The organism is Parabacteroides sp. merdae-related_45_40, assembly GCF_001915675.1.
On record NZ_MNQY01000125.1, the window covers coordinates 46,717 to 65,160 of the forward strand.

10 protein-coding genes are annotated in these 18,444 nt (G+C 49.5%); 3 read left to right on the plus strand and 7 right to left on the minus strand.

Features of this window, described 5'->3' with window-relative positions:
- Positions 1-74 precede the first annotated feature (74 nt).
- The 7 genes from BHV83_RS17320 to BHV83_RS17350 all read right to left on the minus strand — a co-directional run bounded on the left by BHV83_RS17320 (position 75) and on the right by BHV83_RS17350 (position 12,543).
- Complete coding sequence (locus BHV83_RS17320; RefSeq protein WP_286757812.1) at positions 75-1,769, minus strand: DUF3857 domain-containing protein; 1,695 nt, start codon at positions 1,767-1,769, stop codon at positions 75-77.
- Between the two features lie 44 nt (positions 1,770-1,813).
- Positions 1,814-3,781 carry a DUF3857 domain-containing transglutaminase family protein gene (locus BHV83_RS17325; RefSeq protein ID WP_119216257.1) on the minus strand — a complete coding sequence of 656 codons (1,968 nt, stop codon included), beginning with the start codon at positions 3,779-3,781 and terminating at the stop codon, positions 1,814-1,816.
- Between the two features lie 53 nt (positions 3,782-3,834).
- A complete protein-coding gene (locus BHV83_RS17330) occupies positions 3,835-4,950 on the minus strand; it encodes an AMP-binding protein (RefSeq protein ID WP_286757813.1) in 1,116 nt (371 codons plus the stop codon).
- The gene (locus BHV83_RS17335; RefSeq protein WP_286757816.1) at positions 4,925-5,968 is read right to left on the minus strand and encodes an o-succinylbenzoate synthase; all 1,044 of its coding nucleotides are present in this window, start codon (positions 5,966-5,968) and stop codon (positions 4,925-4,927) included. Before BHV83_RS17335 ends, BHV83_RS17330 begins: the two co-directional genes overlap by 26 nt.
- Before the next feature lie 18 nt (positions 5,969-5,986).
- The gene (gene menB, locus BHV83_RS17340; protein ID WP_005638730.1) at positions 5,987-6,811 is read right to left on the minus strand and encodes a 1,4-dihydroxy-2-naphthoyl-CoA synthase; all 825 of its coding nucleotides are present in this window, start codon (positions 6,809-6,811) and stop codon (positions 5,987-5,989) included.
- Between the two features lie 37 nt (positions 6,812-6,848).
- Positions 6,849-8,513, minus strand: coding sequence for a 2-succinyl-5-enolpyruvyl-6-hydroxy-3-cyclohexene-1-carboxylic-acid synthase (gene menD / locus BHV83_RS17345; protein WP_005648772.1), 1,665 nt, complete (start codon positions 8,511-8,513; stop codon positions 6,849-6,851).
- A gap of 163 nt (positions 8,514-8,676) precedes the next feature.
- Positions 8,677-12,543, minus strand: coding sequence for a TIM-barrel domain-containing protein (locus BHV83_RS17350; protein WP_286757814.1), 3,867 nt, complete (start codon positions 12,541-12,543; stop codon positions 8,677-8,679).
- A gap of 351 nt (positions 12,544-12,894) precedes the next feature.
- Between BHV83_RS17350 and BHV83_RS17355 the strand changes: the two genes are divergently transcribed.
- From BHV83_RS17355 to BHV83_RS17365, 3 genes are all read left to right on the plus strand, one after another.
- Entirely contained in the window at positions 12,895-13,962 is a 1,068-nt protein-coding gene (locus BHV83_RS17355) for an efflux RND transporter periplasmic adaptor subunit (RefSeq protein ID WP_046451945.1), read from the plus strand.
- Positions 13,962-17,090 (plus strand): efflux RND transporter permease subunit, encoded by a 3,129-nt coding sequence (locus BHV83_RS17360; protein ID WP_195489597.1) that lies wholly within the window; start codon positions 13,962-13,964, stop codon positions 17,088-17,090. The genes BHV83_RS17355 and BHV83_RS17360 overlap by 1 nt, the downstream gene beginning before the upstream one ends.
- Positions 17,090-18,444, plus strand: a 1,355-nt coding sequence (locus BHV83_RS17365) for a TolC family protein (protein ID WP_286757815.1), incomplete at its 3' end; no start/stop codon positions are given. The genes BHV83_RS17360 and BHV83_RS17365, both read left to right, overlap by 1 nt.

Sequence of the window (18,444 nt, forward strand, 5' to 3'; positions counted from 1 at the left end):
CAAGGCTTTTTGGGGATGGCTGATATCGGCATTAATATAACAGGCAGTATCGGCCATCCTAAAAGTAATTGTCTTTATCGTACTGAAAACAATAGAGTCTTTCCGTTTACGTCGCTCCATTCTGTCAAAAGCTGGCGCAATTCCTTGTATTCGGCAGGTGTATAGAGTTGTTTGTTCAGTTCCAGGCTACGGGTGACGGTTGCCGTACGTCCGTTTTTCTTGACGGAGATGGTCAGGCTACCGGCGGCATTGCGGATCGTCTTGTCGGTTTCCGGGGTGCGCAGTTCCATATTTTCAGGACATTCGATCGTGTATGTATAGACTTCGTTGACAGGGCGTGGGATCAGCAGGTTTTCTTTCCGCTGGCTGTTCAGGTAGCCATAAGGCAGATGGGAGAAGCCATATCCGGCATCCGGCAGTGAGATCGTTGCATACCCGTTTTCCACCTTTAAAGGAGCAGTTTGTTCGTTTTCGCTGTTACCTGTTGTGAAATAAGGCATCAATTCTTTACCGACAGATTCTTTAGTGGATGTCGTCACTTTTCCATCTTTGAAACGAACTGCGATGTCGCTCTTGATCTGGTAATCCTGTGGAACGGCAATAGCTACCGGTTTTCCTGTTTGCAGGCTGAAAAGAGGAGTCCGGTCAAAGTTCACCGTTTGCGGACGGTGGGTAGAAGAGGTGGAAAATAAATATAATTCGCCGTTCACCATACAGGAGACGAACAGTTGGTCGACAGCCTTTAGCGCCAGCCCTTTGTCTGCATAAGCCTGGTAAGTCGCCATTGGTTCGGCTTTGAAGCCGGCCCCATCCAACAATCCTGCGAGCAAATTGGCTTTTTCGACTTCAGTTCCGTACGCTGTGCTCATGACGGCATCGGCAGGGCGGAGGCGATAGCCGGTCTGATCCAATGTCAGCCCGTTGTTGGCAATGTGGTTGGTCGTGTATTCGAGGATAGCTTCCAGTTTGTCTTCGTCCTTTTTTTCCCCTTCGGTCAGGCTCTCAGCCAGAGTCGTGAGTTGTGGATCGCCGGACGGATTGAACTGTTTGAGCAGGGTTGCCAATGCTTCTCCTTCGGATGCGTAAGTCGTGGCGGCGAGAAAAGGAACATCGCCGTTCTTGACATAGACGAACGGAGCGCGGGAAGATGCTGGCAGGTTACGTAATGTCCAGCTTGTCGTACAGGTTCCACCGGATCGTTTGACAGATGCTTTTGCCGGATTGTTTGTCAGTGTGTAGGCAAGTTCTTTGGCTTCGGGTATCACGATCGTCAGTGTGTATTCTTTGACGGGAGAGGATTGGAGCAGTTCTTCGAAAATGTCTACCTCCGGCAGATAGCCTGGTTTGGATGTGACTGTGTAGTCGAGATAGATAGTTGCTCCCAGTTCTAGGCCTGTGTGGACGACAACCATTTCTTTCAGGTGGTTGTAAGCCGGAGCATCAGCCGCGTTGCGGGGAAGGACTTCCACGAAAGCATTGTCCGGTGTCTTGATGATTGTGCCGTCTTTTTGTTTGGTGTAAGACGAGTTGATCTTCAGTTCCTGGTATTGCGGATTGTACACGATGAAGCTTTCTCCGTATGTGCCGTTCATGGCCGTGTGGGTGAAAAGTGTCAGTTCCATTTTATAGCGGAACTCTTGGCTGCCGTCGGCATTGAGTGTCCAGGTCTTTGCTAATTTCTTGTATTCGGCTTCCGATGCTCCAAAAACTGTCGTAGTCATTAGTAGCATACAAAGAAGGAAGGCGAACTTATGTTTGTTTCGTATCATTTGATTTATGATTTATAATTTGTGATTTATGAAGAGGGAAGACCTTATCGTTTTATGACGATATAATCCCCGAATGATTTATGTGCATTCACGGCGTTACGGAAACCATTCCAGTCGCCTGCCTCGTACACGCGTTTCTTCAGCGCTAGCTTTTGGTGCAACACCACTTTGTTACCGTCCTGGCGGAGGGAACCTTCGAAGTCGGCGGCAGAACTTTGCGCACTGTCTTCTTTTCCATTACCCGCTAGCTTATAACCTGTGGGGAGTTGGATCGTTTCGTCCAGTTCGACCAGACGTGAGCAGGCATCCTTGAAACCATACCGGCGTTCTTCGAGGTCGGTGTTGATGCGCAGGTAACTTTTTACTTGGTTATAAAGGTTATTCATCACCATCGGCTTGAACAGCATTTCTCCTTCTCCTGAAAGGGCATAACCTGGTATTTCATAACGGAATGTCATTTTGATCGGTGCAGCCTGGTAGTTCTTCGGGTCTTTGCCATAGTCCACGCTGATAAGACGAGCTTTAGGTGATACGGCAAGAAGTTGGCTTTCCAATGCGGCCTGCCATTGCGACTGCCAGCCGGTGGTGAAGATACGGCGGATATTGCTGTCCGACTGTCCTTCGGCTGTGATCGTGAACTGTCCTGTCAGCGTACCTTTGGCATCCAAGCGGTTGTTGGCTTTTATGCGGACATAATGGTTTTCCGGTGCGGAAACCGGCGTGAGACAGAGATCGGAACCTTCGGGAACTCCCGGTAAATAGTTTTGCTGTTGTTCGGCACTGCTCCACAGTTCGCGGCAGAAGGGGACCCAAGTAGGATCGAGCGGCATATAGGTTCCGCTGGAAAGTTTCACAACGGCGACACAGTGGTTGAAGTGGTCGGCCGGGATGCTTTCCACGCGACTACCGGCCATTGTCATGGCTGGATAGGCTTCGAAGCCTGCCATACGCAGGAAAGCGATCAAGGTACCGGCAATATCTTTACAGACACCACAACGGTCCGTGTAGTTCATCTTCAGGTTATGCAGCGTGTAGCCTTCGCCTTTGCCCATCGAAATACCGGAGTAACGGATATTGTCGGCAACCCAGTGGGTGAGGACGGCGATCTTTTCCATCTCCGTCTTTTTGCCCCGGATCAATTCGTCTACTTTCTTCTGGGCTTCGGGAATGGCACTGAAACTGCCGTAGTCTTCGTTCACTTTGTTAAACCAAAGGGATTTGTCTTGCCAGCGTGGTGTGCTGGACATCATCAGTTTCGGTGCGGCGTCAAACAGGTCGACCATGTTCGGTTCGCGTCGGGTCGGCATGATGTCTGTGCTGACGAACGTATAAGCTTTCCGACCGTCCTCGTAACGCATGGAAGAGGTGCATTCTCCTTGATAGAACTGGAACTGCATTTCTTTCTCCATCGGGATGTTTACCTTATATACCTTGCGGACAGTTGGCTCGGTTGTCCAGAAGGGGACGATATCATAGAATTGTCCGCGCATGGGCGGGATGAAACGGGATTCGTCGTTGCCTATACCGCCAGTCAACAGGGCATAGGTGAAACCTTTTTTGTTGATCTGATAATCGATGATATCGCCCGGATCGAGACGGCCTATTTCCATCATGATCTGCCGTGCTCCCCAATAGATGGCGCGGGCAGGAGCGGCATAATCCTGCTGTTGGGTGATATCGAGGTTGATTACGTCGCCATTGGCTTTGTAGATGGTGACACGATGAAACTCTGCATGTGCCGTCAGCGGGTCGTAATCGTATTTGAGGATGCGATTGGCGACGGCCCCGCGCGTGTTCATAACTTTGACGATTTTGCAGACCGTGAAAGAACCGGAGCCGGTAGGCTGCACGGTCACAGCGGTGCTGTCGAGTAGGTTTACACAGTCATAACCTGCGTATAATTCCGGCTTTTGTAGAGTCGGATCGGATGCTGTCCGGCAACTTTCCCCACTTTGTCCGTAAGCGGACGCCGTGGCGAGAAGGACGGAGGCGAAGATTGATAAATACTTCATAAAATATAGTGTTTTTGTATGTTTATTACTAAATAATTGATGCCCGAATTAATTTATCCTGTATATCTTTCCATTGCCAATTTCCGGCATGCCGCCCGATCGATCTTTCCGCTACCGGTAAGAGGAATTGATTCAATCCGGAGGATGTGCTTCGGACGTTGGTATTTGGGTAATATTCCAAATATCATTTCTTCCAGCTCGGAAAAGAGATTGTTTTCAGGTAATGAGAGAGATTGTTCTCCAATAAGGGAAGAGGCTGTCTTTTTACTCGGGAAGTGGTCATTTCCTGTGGTGATCAATAAAATCATAGCCTCTCCGAACTTTGGATCTGGAACGGATGTTATGGCAAAATTGGTAGGAATGATGGGGCGCAAGATTTCTTCCACAATCTCCGTTTGTATTTTTATGCCTCCGCTGTTGATGATGTTGTCTTTCCTCCCTAAGATGCGGAAACGGCCGTCTGGGAGCAGTTCGGCGACATCGTTAGTGACAAGTGTTTCGTCGGTGACGAGTGGAGCGTCTATTATCAGTGTGTCGTCAGTCGAGAGTGATAGCTTGACAGACGGGAAAGGCGTGTAATAAGGAGATGCATCCGGTCCGTTCAACCGTCGGAGGGCGATATGCGAAAGTGTTTCTGTCATTCCGTAGGTGGAGTAAACGCAGATAGGCAATTCTTGTATCCGTGTTTCCAGTTCATGGTCGATAGAGCCGCCACCGATGATTAGGATATCGATTTGGCAGAGGCGCTCTCGTTCTTCCGGAATCTGTAGCGTATTGTATACTTGTAACGGAATCATGGCTGCGAATCGGAGTGGCATGTCGATGTCTGCCATCGGATGCCCGGAAGGTTCACGTATGACCAAATCTAACCCTGCCACGAGTGACCGTACGACCATCATCTTTCCGGCAATGTATCGGAGTGGCATACAAAGGAGGGCTTTATCCCCCTGCCGCAACCCTAAATAATCGCAGGTGAGGCGGGCACTATTTACCATCTGTTCCTTGCGGACCATGATTCGTTTGGGTGTACCGGTCGAACCGGAAGTTTGTACTTCCAAGTAAGGAGAGACAGACTTCCAATCGGAAATGAATTCGGATAATTGGCAATTGACTGTTGACAATTGACAATTATCGGGATGTTTCTTACTTATCAATTGTTTGTTGTCCATTGTCAATTATTAATTGTCCGTTGTTAATTGACAACGGCAAGTCAATGTTGTTGGTGAAGAGGCCACCTGTTCCTAACCCTTGTGGAAGCGGATTGTCGAAAGTTGCGCACCATTGAGCGATGGCGTTCAGGCCGACATTCGATTCCAATGCAGAAGTGATCCACCAGCCGATCTGCCGATCCTGAGCTTCCTTGATCCATTCGCTACAACCATATAGGCCTCCGTGAAGAGACGGTTTCAAGATGATATATTGCGGATTAATGAAGGAAAGCAATTCTTTCTTCTTTTCCGGTGTGTTGTAGCCAATGAGTTCTTCGTCGAGGGCGATGGGAACTGGAGAAGAAGCAGCTAACAGAGCCATGTCTTCCCACTGTCCTGCACGGATCGGTTGTTCGATCGAGTGCAGGTCCAGTTTTGCCAGACAGTTCAGTTTTCTCATGGCTTCGTTCGGCGAGAAAGCACCGTTGGCATCAACACGCAGTTCGATTTCATCAGATGAAAATTGTTTGCGGATGATACGAAGGATTTCTAATTCTTTATCGAAGTCGATCGCTCCGATTTTCAGCTTGATGCAACGAAAGCCGGATTCTATCTTGTCTGTCACTTGTTCCAACATCTCTTCATAGCTTCCCATCCAGATCAGTCCGTTGATAGGAATACCCACCTCGCCATGCGAGAAAGGGGTGTTCCACAAGGCAAAGGAGCCGGCTTCAAAGTGGCGGAAAGCAGTCTCCAGACCGAACAGGATAGATGGATAATCGCACAGTCCGTCTACGTCGATTCTGCCTGTGCGGGTGAAGTTTTGGCAAGCCTTGGCCAAAACTTCTTCATATCCAGGCACGTCGTCGCAACTCAGTTTAGGCAGAGGAGCGCATTCGCCTATTCCTTGGCGGCCGGGTATTTCTTCTGCGGTGAGGTAGATATACCAACTCTTCCTCTCCGTGTAGGTCCCGCGCGAAGTCCCTGCCGGCTTTTTGAAGTACAAGGTCTTAGGGCGGATCTCTATGTGATAGTGCATAGCCATTGTGACTTTGGATTATGGGAATTTCGGATAATCTTCGAAACGGGGGCGGCGTTTTTCAAGGAAAGCTTTGCCACCTTCCTGGGCTTCGTCGGTCATGTAGTAGAGCATGGTGGCATCGCCAGCCAACTCTTGGATTCCGGCCTGACCGTCTAGCTCGGCGTTGAGGCCTGCCTTGATCATACGGAGGGCAAGCGGGCTGAGCAACATCATTTCTTCGGCCCATCCGACATATTCGTCTTCAAGCTTATCCAAAGGTACGACCTTGTTCACGAGACCCATGTCGAGTGCTTCCTGTGCATTGTATTTGCGGCAAAGAAACCAAATTTCACGTGCTTTCTTTTGGCCGACGATGCGAGCTAAATAGGATGAACCGAAACCTGCGTCGAAACTCCCCACACGAGGACCCGTCTGTCCGAATATTGCGTTTTCAGAAGCAATCGTCAGGTCGCAGACCACATGCAACACATGCCCGCCACCGATTGCAAAACCGTTTACGGCAGCGATCACCGGTTTTGGAATCGAGCGGATTTGCTTTTGTACATCGAGTACATTTAACCGTGCCACACCATCTTTACCGATGTAGCCGCCGTGACCTTTCACATGCATATCACCTCCAGCACAGAAAGCCGTGTCTCCGGCTCCTGTCAGCACGACAACATTGATATCCGGTCGTTCACGACAGATATAGAGAGCATCGCTCATCTCCGTCGTTGTTGTCGGAGTGAAAGCGTTGCGATAGCGTTCGCGGTTGATAGTGATGCGGGCAATTCCGTTATAGAAATCGAACAGGATTTCTTCATATTCTTTGATGGTTGTCCATTCTCTTTTTGTTTCCATAAGATGAATTTAGAATTATAAATTATGAGTTATGTTCTTATTTTTTTAGTTGGTGGAAATACTCTTTGAGTAGCCGTACATCTTCAGACGCATCCGTGAATACCTCCATCAACATTGGTTGGTTGTGGGGGGCGGACTGGGTGAAAACAGCCATTGCACTCGTCAGTTCTTCATCGTTATGGACGGGAAGGTAAGAGAATCCTCTTTCTTTGGCCCATCCTTTGGCAGAAGTTTTGTGTGTAGCTGTCACGAAACGGCGTGTTTTATCCTCCATTTTCAGTCCGGGAAGTGCTTGGAATATTTCACCTCCTCCGTTATTGAGCAGCAGGATACGTAGGTTACAGCCGAAGTTGCTGTTCCAAAGTGCGTTCATATCATAAAAGAAACTCAAATCGCCGATCACTACAAAATTCAGTTTGTCTGAACAAACGGAGTAACCGATGGCAGTCGAAAGCGATCCTTCTATGCCGCTCGTCCCCCTGTTGCAGCAGACTTCGACATCTTCTGGGAGTGTGTATAACTGGGCGTAACGTACGGCTGAACTGTTGCCTAAATGCAAGGCCGCAGGTGTTGGAAGCGACTTGATCAATGTTCCGATAGCAGCCATTTCCGAATAGCTGAATTCCGGTTGTGGCAGGTCGCGGGTGTTGTTTTCCCAGATGCGTGGAAACTCCGTTGTCCGGTTTTCCAGCAGGTAAGCGATTTTTTCGAGAAATTCGAACGGGTCCATCTCGATAACGGTTGTCAGGGAACCGTAAAGGTCTGTTACTTCTCCGCTAAGCGAAACATGCCAATGTTCGCGTGGCGGATGCTTGCGGAGAAATTGTTTGAGGCGTTTCGACACGATATGTCCACCGTATGTGATCAGCAGGTCAGGAACCATCTTCTCTAATTTTTCTTCTGGCAGGGCGTAAAGGGCGGCGTCGAAATTCTTTACCGGGATGCCGGGAATGGTCTTGTTACCTGTGTGCTCGGTAAGCCAGGCAAAATGCTTGTATAGCAGTTTGGAATATTTCTTTTCAAAAAGATAGATCAGGTTCATCTGACCGGCAACGATCATGCGACGGTTGTAGTTGTTCAGCCGCTCGATCAACCCAGTATATTCACGGTCGTAGACATTTAATCCTTGGTAGCGGGTGATGACGCGTACCTTGGGCAATTCCTCCGTAGTGAAGCGGAACAACGGTTCCGAGATTGGTACGTTGATATGCACCGGTCCTTTCCCATGATGGTTCAGTTCGAGCAGAGCTTCGTTGATAAGACGATTGCAATACCATTCGTCTTCATCGGTATGTATCTCCGGCAGGTTGACGGATTTTTTAACCTGCGAACCGAAAACACCCGGTTGAGGAAACGTTTGCCCGTCCATTTGTCCGATCCAGGCCCCGGGACGGTCTGCTGAGATTACGACCAATGGCACTTGCTGATAGAAGGCTTCCGATACGGCAGGATGAATATTAAGTAATGCACTGCCCGATGTGCAGCAGACAGCAGCCGGACTACCGCCATGTAATGCCAGCCCGATCGCGAAGAATGCCGCACTCCGTTCGTCTGTCACCGGATAGCAGGAGAAGAACGGGTGATTGGCAATCGTATGTACAATAGGTGAATTGCGGCTGCCGGGACACAAAACGATTTTCTTGATGTTATGCTCGATGAGCAGGGCTACGAGCTGCAGGATGTTTTTTTTATCTGAGTACATAATGTATTTGTTTGCTTTGTCATGCGATGGTTCTATCGCTTTTTCTGCAAAGATAACATCTGTGGGGCAGAAAACATTCATAATCTTAATGAAAAAGGCTTCACCCCGGAATGGTCCGGTAGGCGAAGCCTTTCTGCTTTCGTTTATATCAGAAATTCATTGTTCAGAACTTCTGCATATTCAGATTCTTATCAACCAGGATGCCGTCGACTGCTTTCAGGTTGAATGTAACTTTGCGTTTCGTTTTCAGCTTGATGGTGAAGAGATCTTCAGAACCTTCGAGCACTTGTTTGTCTCCGAGATTGACGAAAGTAGGATAGAGCGCCTTTTGACCGCTGGTATGCAGGCGGTCGTATGTCAGGTTTTCCATCGTACCGAGGTTTGCCGGTTCGATGCCGACAAAGTCATAATCCTGTTGGTCGTAAGGCAATGCGAAACTCAAAGCGTTGACAGCTTTGACACTGTCACCTTTGACGGTGATTTCGACTGTTTCGCCGGCGTTGTACGTCTGTTTCGGAGTGGAAAGGAAGATCGTTCCGGCTACACGGTCCGTACCTGGATTCTCGATGCCGTCCTCCAATTGGGTTGCCACGACCGATATGTCGTAAGCATCGATCAGACCGTTCCGGTTAATATCACCTGCGCTGACATAATCGAAATCGCTGTCACCACGGCGTAGCCCTGTGTAGTTCATGTACGAGGTCAAGTCGTTTGTGTCGATCTTTTTGTCGTTATTGATGTCACCTGGCAGATAGCTTTCCGTGCCCGGAACCTTGAATACGTATAATTCGCGTCCGGAAGCGTAGTTGCCGACACCTTCCGTAATATGCAATTTAATGTAGCGGGCTTTCGGTTGGTCCTTGAAAGTGAATACTTTCATGTCACCATTACGTTCCCAGCGGAACGAGTCGACCGCTGTCCAGTTTTCCTTATCCATGCTGTAGGCCACGTCGCCGGCAAGGATCGTTCCGTTGCCTCCATCCTGGCGGGACAGATAATGGAACTTATCCAGTTGGTTGATGGTGCGTAGATCGATGATCATATCGAACGGCATTGCGTTCTTGCGGTATTTCGTGTGGAACATATCGCCTAACTCGGCATAGTCGAACAAGCGGGAGATTTCAAAGCCTTCCTGTTCTTCGGCTGTCACTTCTCCACGGATGCCTTTGATAGCAAATTCCAGCGGGTTGGATTTGGTCTTGACGGAGAAGGTAGACCAGTCTGAATAACCGTCCTTGTTGACTGAGCGAATTTTGAACGAATAGTCTGTTTCGGCTGAGAGGTTGTCGAACAGCAGTTCCGCATTCTTGATCTGCGTATAAAGCATGCCGTTAAATTCTATTTCATAGAAGTCGGCGCCGGGAACTTTATTCCAAGTCGGTTTTAGTGTGTAAGCTTCCGTGTTCCCATCCGTCACCTGTGCGATCGGCGCGGCCAAAGAACCGGTAGAAACGCGGTGGGTGTCGGGCGTGTCGAATTGGTAACCATCGATGATGATAACCGTTCCGTTCATGCTGATGTCTGTCGGAGCTAGTTTTACTAACAACTGAGGGTTCTTGGTGATTGTCTTCTTTTCGAATTCGCTTCCTTTGGTGGCGAATTTGTTCAGGTTCGGGGCAACATCGTAGAAATAGACATTCGTACCGTTCTGGTATTCGTTCATCGAACGGGCGGCTACCAGTTTCACTTTGGAGGAACCGACTTTAGCGGTGATCTTCTTCGGCATTTCCGAGAGATTGATACGCAGTTCGGTTGCCTTGTCTTTCACGAAACCGTCAAAATCGCCTGTTGTCGGATGGATAGTGATTGAGACTTTTGATGGGTCATTGTTCTTGATTTCGATCCGTGTGGTTGTCCCTTTGCCGTTCAGATAAGCCTGCGTTATACCATCATCGTCATATTCGACGAACTCGCTATATCCGGACGGGTAAAGTTCATATATGCGCAAATTCTTGTCGATTTCCCCTACGTTATTGTTCGGATTCGTCATCGGGATGATCGCACCGGCTTTTACGAATACAGGAAGTTTCCAAAGTGGAGAAGCGAAGTTGTTGACCACACAGCCGCCCGTGTATTTCTCGCCGGTGAAATAGTCGAACCATTCGCCTTCAGGCAGGTAGATACCATCACGGATGTCATTTCCCTTGTCATCCATTTGCGTCTCTTGGTAGATCGGCGCGATGAGGAAGTACGGCCCGTACATGAACTGGTATTGTGTAGCTTTACCAAAAGTGTAAGGATTCGGATCTTCAAGGAACATGGCGCGAATCATCGGCTTGCCGTCTACCGCTTCGCGGGCAATGCTGTAAGCATACGGCATCAGGCTGGATTTCATTTTCAAGTACCAGCGGTTGATGGAAGTTGCCGGTTCGCCTAAGGCATGCGGATATTTCTCATTCGATCCCCAGCCGTCCATGTTCAGCTCCATCGGCGTCCAGGTCTTCCACTGGAAGTCGCGGGTATTCATCACGAGGTTCTTGCCACCGAAAATACCGTCCATGTCGGATGTGATGTTCGGTTGTCCGGAAAGCCCGGAGCCGATATAAGTCGGGATGTGGAAACGGATATATTCCCATTGTCCGCCTGTCTGGTCGCCCGACCAGACTCCGGCATAACGCTGCGTGCCGGCCCAACCGTCGAGAGAGATGATGAACGGACGTGCGTCGTTTCCGTAATACGGCATGATATGTCCGACATCAGCCACACCGTTCAGACCGAACGAGTAGCCCCAACCGACCCATGCCACGTCTGTTTTCAGGACTCGTACACCGGCATCTCGTACCTCCTTTACAATGTCGCGTTGCAGCAAGGCACTGATGCTGTCTTTCGGATGCAGGTCGGATTGTGTCCAAAGACCGATTTCGACACCGTTCTTATGAGCGTAATCGGTGAGGCTCTTTAAGTTTTGGATATTACCGTCCAATGTTTCGGTCTGTCCGTAGCCGGCTCCGTAACCGTCGTTCGGCAGCAACCAACCTAACGGCATATCGTGGTTCTTGTAGCGGTCGATCACGGCGCGAGCGGAGAACTGGTAGTTGTTCTTTTCTCCGTTCAGCGATTCCTTGATACCTCCATTATCTTTTTGGCTTTCCTTGTAGCGCTTGCCGTCTTCGAAAAGGATACCCTTTTCGTCTTCTACCCAATAGTCGCGGTTGTAAGCGTTCAAGTGTCCCTGATAGAATCCGAACTTGGGCAGCAGTATTGGGTTACCGGTCAGTTGGTAAAAGTCGTTCAGTAGGGCGACTGGGCTATCATTGATCATATAGAAGACATCCAGATAGTCTGTATCGTGGGATAGTTTTACCGTATTCTTTTCTGTGGCGCCGAAATCATATTTCCCCTGTTTGAAAGTGTACCACATAAAGCCATAGCCGTTTGTGGACCAATAAAAAGGAGTGGGAGAAGCCACGCCGCCATCGGTCCAGCTGTTCTGGTTTTCGATGGCTATAGCTTTTCCCTTATGTGAAAAGCGTCCGTTCTGCACACCGCCGCCGTAGAAATATTCATCAGGGTTCTCTTTCAGCGTTAGGATCGTTTTCCCTTTTTCGTAAACCACGGGTTTCGTCTCTTCGAAAACGATTTTGTTTGTGGTGAGATTGGTGACTTTCAGCAGGGCGGTCGATTTGTCCAACTGGAGTCTGACTTTTCCGGTCGTGATGGTCACTTGCCCATTATCGTCTTGAATGTCCAGTTTGGAAACTGGGCGACGGGGGGTATCTACGAGAATCCGGGCCTCTGGTTTTGCCTCCGGATCACGAAGGATACCACCGTTGTTGTCCTGGAACATACGGAAAATATTATCTCCATAGAAATCGAATGTCATCCGTTGATTGTTGGAGAACACAACATCGACCGTAGTCGGGTTGATCTGCTGCACACTGACGATCGTTTGCGCCTGCCGGGCGATAGCTACTACAGGCTCGGAGGTTCCGGTCACAGCCATTAAAGGGGCAGGAGAAAACATCAATGGCGCAGCAAGAGCGATCAGGATCGCTTTTTTCTGTTTATGATTAGCCATTAAGCGTTTCATGTTGATTAATTTGAGTTATTTAGTTTTTTTATATTCTGAGACAAAAGTACATAAAATATTCTATAGTTCTTGTGGAGCAGTGGAACAACTATACTAAAACTGGCTTTTTGCTTTCAAATGTATGACGACATGTTTTGGGCGTTTTAACAATTCCAAAAGCTACTTACGGTATTCTTTAGGTGACATTCTTTTATCAAGTTAAGAATTTTCGGTAAAGAAAATACAAATCGCAGAATATTTATATCTTCTTTTTGAGGAAAATATACAAATGGAACAATTTATTATTCATATTGACCTTTCCGAGGTTGCTCTGTCGGGATAATTTTGTCTTTAAATAAATACACTTAAATTATGAAACGAATTTATTTTATTTTAGCAGGTATATCCTTGATTCTATTTATGTCTTGTGCCCGTTCGGAGAAGGGGACAAAGGATACTCAGACAGTCAAGATCGATACGGTCGTTTCCGCCAGCAGTCAGACTGCCCTCCAGTTCCCAGGAAAAGTGAAAGCTGCGCAGGATATCAGCCTGGCTTTCCGTGTGAGCGGGACAATCCGTAAAATATATGTGGAAGACGGCGCCCGCGTGAGGGAAGGACAACTGCTGGCCGAATTGGATCCGGCAGATTATCGGGTGCAACTGGATGCTACGGAGGCCGAATACAAGCAGATCAAGGCGGAAGCCGAACGTGTCATGGCTCTTTATAAAGAAAACGGGACCACGCCTAATGCCAACGATAAAGCCGTGTACGGCCTGAAACAGATCACTGCAAAATATCAGCATCATAAAGACCAGTTGGAATATACTCGGCTATATGCTCCATTCAGTGGTTTCATACAGAAAAAGCTGTTCGATGCACATGAAACGATCGGAGCAGGTATGCCCGTGATCTCGATGGTCAGCGCCGGCATTCCGGAGGTGGAAATCAATCTTCCGGCAGCCGACTATATCCGGCGGGACCGGTTCGATGGCTACCACTGTACGTTCGACCTCTATCCGGGAGAAAACTATCCTTTGAAATTGATCAGCGTCACTCCGAAAGCCAATGCGAACCAGCTGTACACGATGCGCCTGCAAATGGTTCCCGGCAAGTTGCCGCTCCCTTCGCCGGGAATGAATACGATGGTCACGATCTATTGCAATGAGGGCGATTCGCAGCCGGTTTCCGTTCCGGGCGGGGCACTTCTGCAAAAGGATGGTAAAACGTACGTGTTTGTCTATGATCCGTCCGCGGGGAAAGTCCATAGCCGCGAGGTGACGGTTCTGCGCCTGTTGTCCGACGGACGTGCGATGGTTGTTTCCGATACACTGCATGCCGGTGAAATCGTGGTTGCCTCCGGCGTGCATCATATTGAAGATGGAGAAAATGTCCGGCCTTTGGCCATCGGTTCTAAAACGAATGTAGGAGGATTGTTGTGATGGATATAAGCAAATGGGGATTTCAGAACCGGAACCTGGTCTATTTTCTGGTTGCGGTTTTGTTGGCGGGCGGAGCTTTGGCCTGCTATCAAATGAGTAAGCTGGAAGATCCGGAGATCAAGGTAAAGCTGGCAATGGTGGCAACTACCTATCCGGGTGCATCGGCCCATCAGGTAGAGTTGGAAGTGACGGATGTGCTTGAGAAAAGTATCCGTAAGATGGACAATGTCGATAATGTCGAAAGCTATTCGTTCAATGATCTGTCCTTGATCCAGGTCGAACTGCTGACCACCGTCAAGGACGATGACGTGGAGCAACATTGGGACCTTCTCAGGCGGAAAGTCAACGATGCCTCCGCCTTACTTCCTTCCGGAGCTAATACACCGATCGTACAAGACGATTTCGGCAAGGTGTTCGGCATGTTCTACGCACTGACGGGCGATGGACTGTCCGATCGGGAGATGGCTGATTATGCCGAACTGATCAAACGGGAAGTAGTCGAAATAGAAGGAGTGGACCGGGTGGATATATATGGGGAACGTTCCGAATGTATCAATATCTCCCTGTTGCAGGACCGCATGGCCAACCTCGGCGTGAAACCGGCCGAAGTCCTGGCTACCTTGAACGGACAAAACGAGACAACCTATAGCGGTTACTATGATAACGGGGACAACCGCATCCGAGTGACGGTGAACGATCGTTTCAAAACGGTGGACGACATCGGCAAGATGTTTATCCAGGGCCATGACGACGACCAATTGCGTCTGCGCGACATAGCCTTGATCGAAAAGGGGTATGAAGATCCAACCCGTAACGAGATGTTCTATAACCAGGAGCGCTCTATCGGCATTTTGGTAGCTGCTTCGAGCGGTTCGGATATCGTGAAGGTCGGCAAAGCCGTGGAAGCGAAGCTGGCGGAGTTGAAAGATAACCGTCTGCCGGCCGGAGTAGATTGCCATAAAATATTCTATCAGCCCGAGCGTGTGGGGGATTCGCTGGGAACGTTTGTCATCAACCTGATCGAATCCGTCGTCATCGTCGTGTTTATCCTGATGCTGGCGATGGGGTTCAAGAGTGGCCTGATTATCGGCATCAGTTTGGTGGTGACTGTTTTCGGATCATTTCTTTTCCTGCAATTCGCCGGGGGAACGATGCAGCGTGTCTCTCTGGCGGCTTTCGTGCTGGCGATGGGGATGCTGGTAGACAATGCCATTGTGATTATCGACGGCATATTGGTGGACTTGAAAGCCGGGAAAGATAGGATGGAGGCGATGACCGCTATCGGACGGCAGACGGCGATGCCGTTGTTGGGAGCGACGTTGATCGCTATCATAGCCTTTCTGCCGATTTATATGTCGCCGGATACGGCAGGCGTTTATACGCGCGACCTGTTTATCGTACTGGCCGTTTCACTGTTGTTGAGCTGGGTGTTGGCATTACTCCACGTTCCATTGATGGCAAACAGGCGGTTACATCCGGCGGTGGAAAACGATAATTCCGGCAAGCGTGTATATAAAGGTAAGATATATGCCATCTTGCGGGCTGCTTTGCGTTTCGGTTTGTTGCACCGCCTTGGCTTTACGCTGACGATGGTCGCTTTGTTGCTCTTGTCCGCCTACAGCTATCGGTTCCTGCGCCAGGGATTCTTCCCCGATATGGTGTATGATCAGTTGTATATGGAATACAAACTTCCGGAGGGCAATAATTCTACTCGTGTGGCGAATGACCTGAAAGAGATAGAAGCTTATCTGAAAACCCGGAAGGAGATCACGAACGTGACAGCTTCCATTGGTGGGACGCCGGGACGTTACAACCTGGTGCGAAGCATTGCCAATCCTTCGCTGGCCTATGGGGAGTTGATCATCGACTTTACATCTCCCGACGAGCTAGTCGAAAATATCGACGAGATACAAGAGTTCCTGACACGGCAGTATCCGGATGCTTACGTCAAGTTGAAACGTTATAACCTGATGTTTAAGAAATATCCCATCGAGGCCCAATTCTTAGGACCTGATCCTGCCGTCCTGCACCGTTTGGCGGACAGTGCACGACATATTATGGAGAATACGCCGGAAGTCTGCCTGATCACGACCGACTGGGAACCGCAGGTTCCGGTCCTGACAATCGAGTACGACCAACCGGCCGCCCGTGCGTTGGGATTGAGCCGCAGCGACGTGAGCCTTTCGTTACTGACAGCTACGGGCGGTATACCTATCGGTTCTTTCTACGAAGGCATCCATAAAAACAATATTTACTTGAAATGTCTGGACGGACAGGGAAAACCGATCGAGGATTTAGGAAACACGCAGGTCTTTTCGACGCTCCCTTCGCTGAACGGCCTGCTGAACGAAGAAAACATGGTGAAACTGAAAGCCGGGACACTATCGAAGGAAGAACTGATCGAAAGCCTGATGGGCAGCACGCCGTTGAAACAGATCAGCAAGGGAATTGACGTGCGATGGGAGGACCCGGTTGTTCCTCGCTACAACGGACAACGCAGCCAGCGCGTGCAATGCTCTCCCGTGCCGGGTATCGAGACGGAAAAAGCACGATTGGCAGTCGCGGAAAAGTTGGAGCAGATCGAACTCCCCGCAGGCTATTCGCTGCAATGGCAGGGTGAGAAGAACGCCAGCGACCAGTCCATGAAGTATCTGTTCAAGAATTTCCCGCTGGCCATTATCCTGATGATCGCGATCTTGATCATGCTATTCAAGGATTACCGCAAGCCGGCTATCATCTTCTGCAGTATCCCGATGGTATTTGTCGGAGTGGTGATGACGATGTTGGTGACCGGCAAGACGTTCAACTTTGTCGCCATTGTCGGGACATTGGGGTTGATAGGAATGATCATAAAGAACGGTATCGTGCTGATGGACGAGATCACTTTGCAGATCGGGCAGGGGACGGAGCCGGTCACCGCCTTGATCGACAGTGCCCAGAGCCGTCTGCGGCCGGTGATGATGGCGGCCTTGACCACGATCTTAGGGATGATCCCGTTGCTGACCGACGCCATGTTCGGTTCGCTTGCTGCATCCATTATGGGCGGCCTGCTGTTCGGAACGGTGATCACACTCGTTTTTATTCCTGTCCTATACGCATTATTCTTTCATATTAAACATGTAGACTGATGAAGAAAATATCTATTATCCTGTTGTCTATTCTCTGCCCGTCGTCTCTTTTCGCACAGGAGACGTTGAGCTTGCAGCAGTGCCGGGAAATGGCGCTGCAATATAATAAGGAAATGGCGGCATCGGTGAAACAGACCGAAAGTGCCTTGTACACGATGAAAAGCTATAAAGGGAATTTCTTCCCGAACTTTACCGCTAACGGGATGGGCCTTTACAGTACGGCGGACGGCGGATTCGGAATTGAAGGTGGCAAAATGCCCGTTATTCTGTATGATGCAGCCGGGAACTTGGTCCCGACAGGCATTTATACCCATTTCCCCGGTATCAATCTCGATTATAAAGTCGGGACAGTCTACATGGGCGGAATCCGGGTCGAGCAGCCGCTTTATATGGGCGGTAAGATCCGGGCTGCCTACCGGATGTCTGTCTTGGGGAAAGAGATGGCCGAGATGAACGAGGCGCTGACGGAGACGGAAGTGATCCTCAAAACAGACAAAGCCTATGCCCTGGTCGTGAAGGCACAGGAGATGAAAAAGGTAGCGGATAAATATAACGCTGTGCTCCGGGAACTGCTGTCGAATGTCGAGAGCGCTTACAAACATGGCCTGAAACCGCAGAACGATGTCTTGAAAGTGCAGGTGAAGCTGAACGAAAGCGAACTCTCCATCCGTAAAGCAGAGAACGCCCTGCGGTTGGCGACTATGAATCTTTGCCATCTGATCGGGAAACCGCTTGTCTCCGATATCCGTATTTCCGGCAATTATCCGGCGGTAGAAAAGGGGATGGATGTCCAGGTTTCCGATATCAGTGCCCGTCCCGAATATGCCATCTTGGATAAACAGGTCGAGATCGCCGGGCAGCAGGTGCGGCTGAACCGTAGCGAGCTGTTGCCCAAAGTCGGCATCATGGGGTCTTATGATTATGTACACGGCTTTGAACTGAACGACCAGATGTTGATGGACAAAGGCAGTTTCTCCGTCTTGCTGAACGTGAGCATCCCGCTTTTCCATTTCGGCGAGCGAAGTAATAAGGTGCGTGCCGCCAAAGCCAAGTTGATGCAATCCCGCCTGGAACAGGAAAACATGAACGAACAAATGATGTTGGAACTGACACAAGCCGCCAATAACCTCGACGAAGCCCGGCTGGAAAGCGAACTTTCCGACCGTTCTCTCCTCCAGGCCGAAGAAAACATGAAGGTCAGTAAAAGCCAGTACGAAGTGGGCTTGGAGACACTCTCGGACTATCTCGAAGCACAGGCTTTGTGGCAGCAGGCTTATGAAACACAGGTCGATGCCCATTTTCAACTCTACTTGAATTATGTCGAATATCTGAAAGCGGCGGGAGCGTTGTCTGA

What these genes read in the sequence shown, in the direction of transcription:
- menB (WP_005638730.1), bottom strand. Translation starts at nt 6,811, where the DNA reads ATGGAAACAAAAAGAGAATGGACAACCATCAAAGAATATGAAGAAATC.
- BHV83_RS17335 (WP_286757816.1), bottom strand. Translation starts at nt 5,968, where the DNA reads ATGCACTATCACATAGAGATCCGCCCTAAGACCTTGTACTTCAAAAAG.
- BHV83_RS17320 (WP_286757812.1), bottom strand. Translation starts at nt 1,769, where the DNA reads ATGATACGAAACAAACATAAGTTCGCCTTCCTTCTTTGTATGCTACTA.
- BHV83_RS17325 (WP_119216257.1), bottom strand. Translation starts at nt 3,781, where the DNA reads ATGAAGTATTTATCAATCTTCGCCTCCGTCCTTCTCGCCACGGCGTCC.
- BHV83_RS17350 (WP_286757814.1), bottom strand. Translation starts at nt 12,543, where the DNA reads ATGAAACGCTTAATGGCTAATCATAAACAGAAAAAAGCGATCCTGATC.
- menD (WP_005648772.1), bottom strand. Translation starts at nt 8,513, where the DNA reads ATGTACTCAGATAAAAAAAACATCCTGCAGCTCGTAGCCCTGCTCATC.
- BHV83_RS17330 (WP_286757813.1), bottom strand. Translation starts at nt 4,950, where the DNA reads ATGGACAACAAACAATTGATAAGTAAGAAACATCCCGATAATTGTCAA.
- BHV83_RS17355 (WP_046451945.1), top strand. Translation starts at nt 12,895, where the DNA reads ATGAAACGAATTTATTTTATTTTAGCAGGTATATCCTTGATTCTATTT.
- BHV83_RS17360 (WP_195489597.1), top strand. Translation starts at nt 13,962, where the DNA reads ATGGATATAAGCAAATGGGGATTTCAGAACCGGAACCTGGTCTATTTT.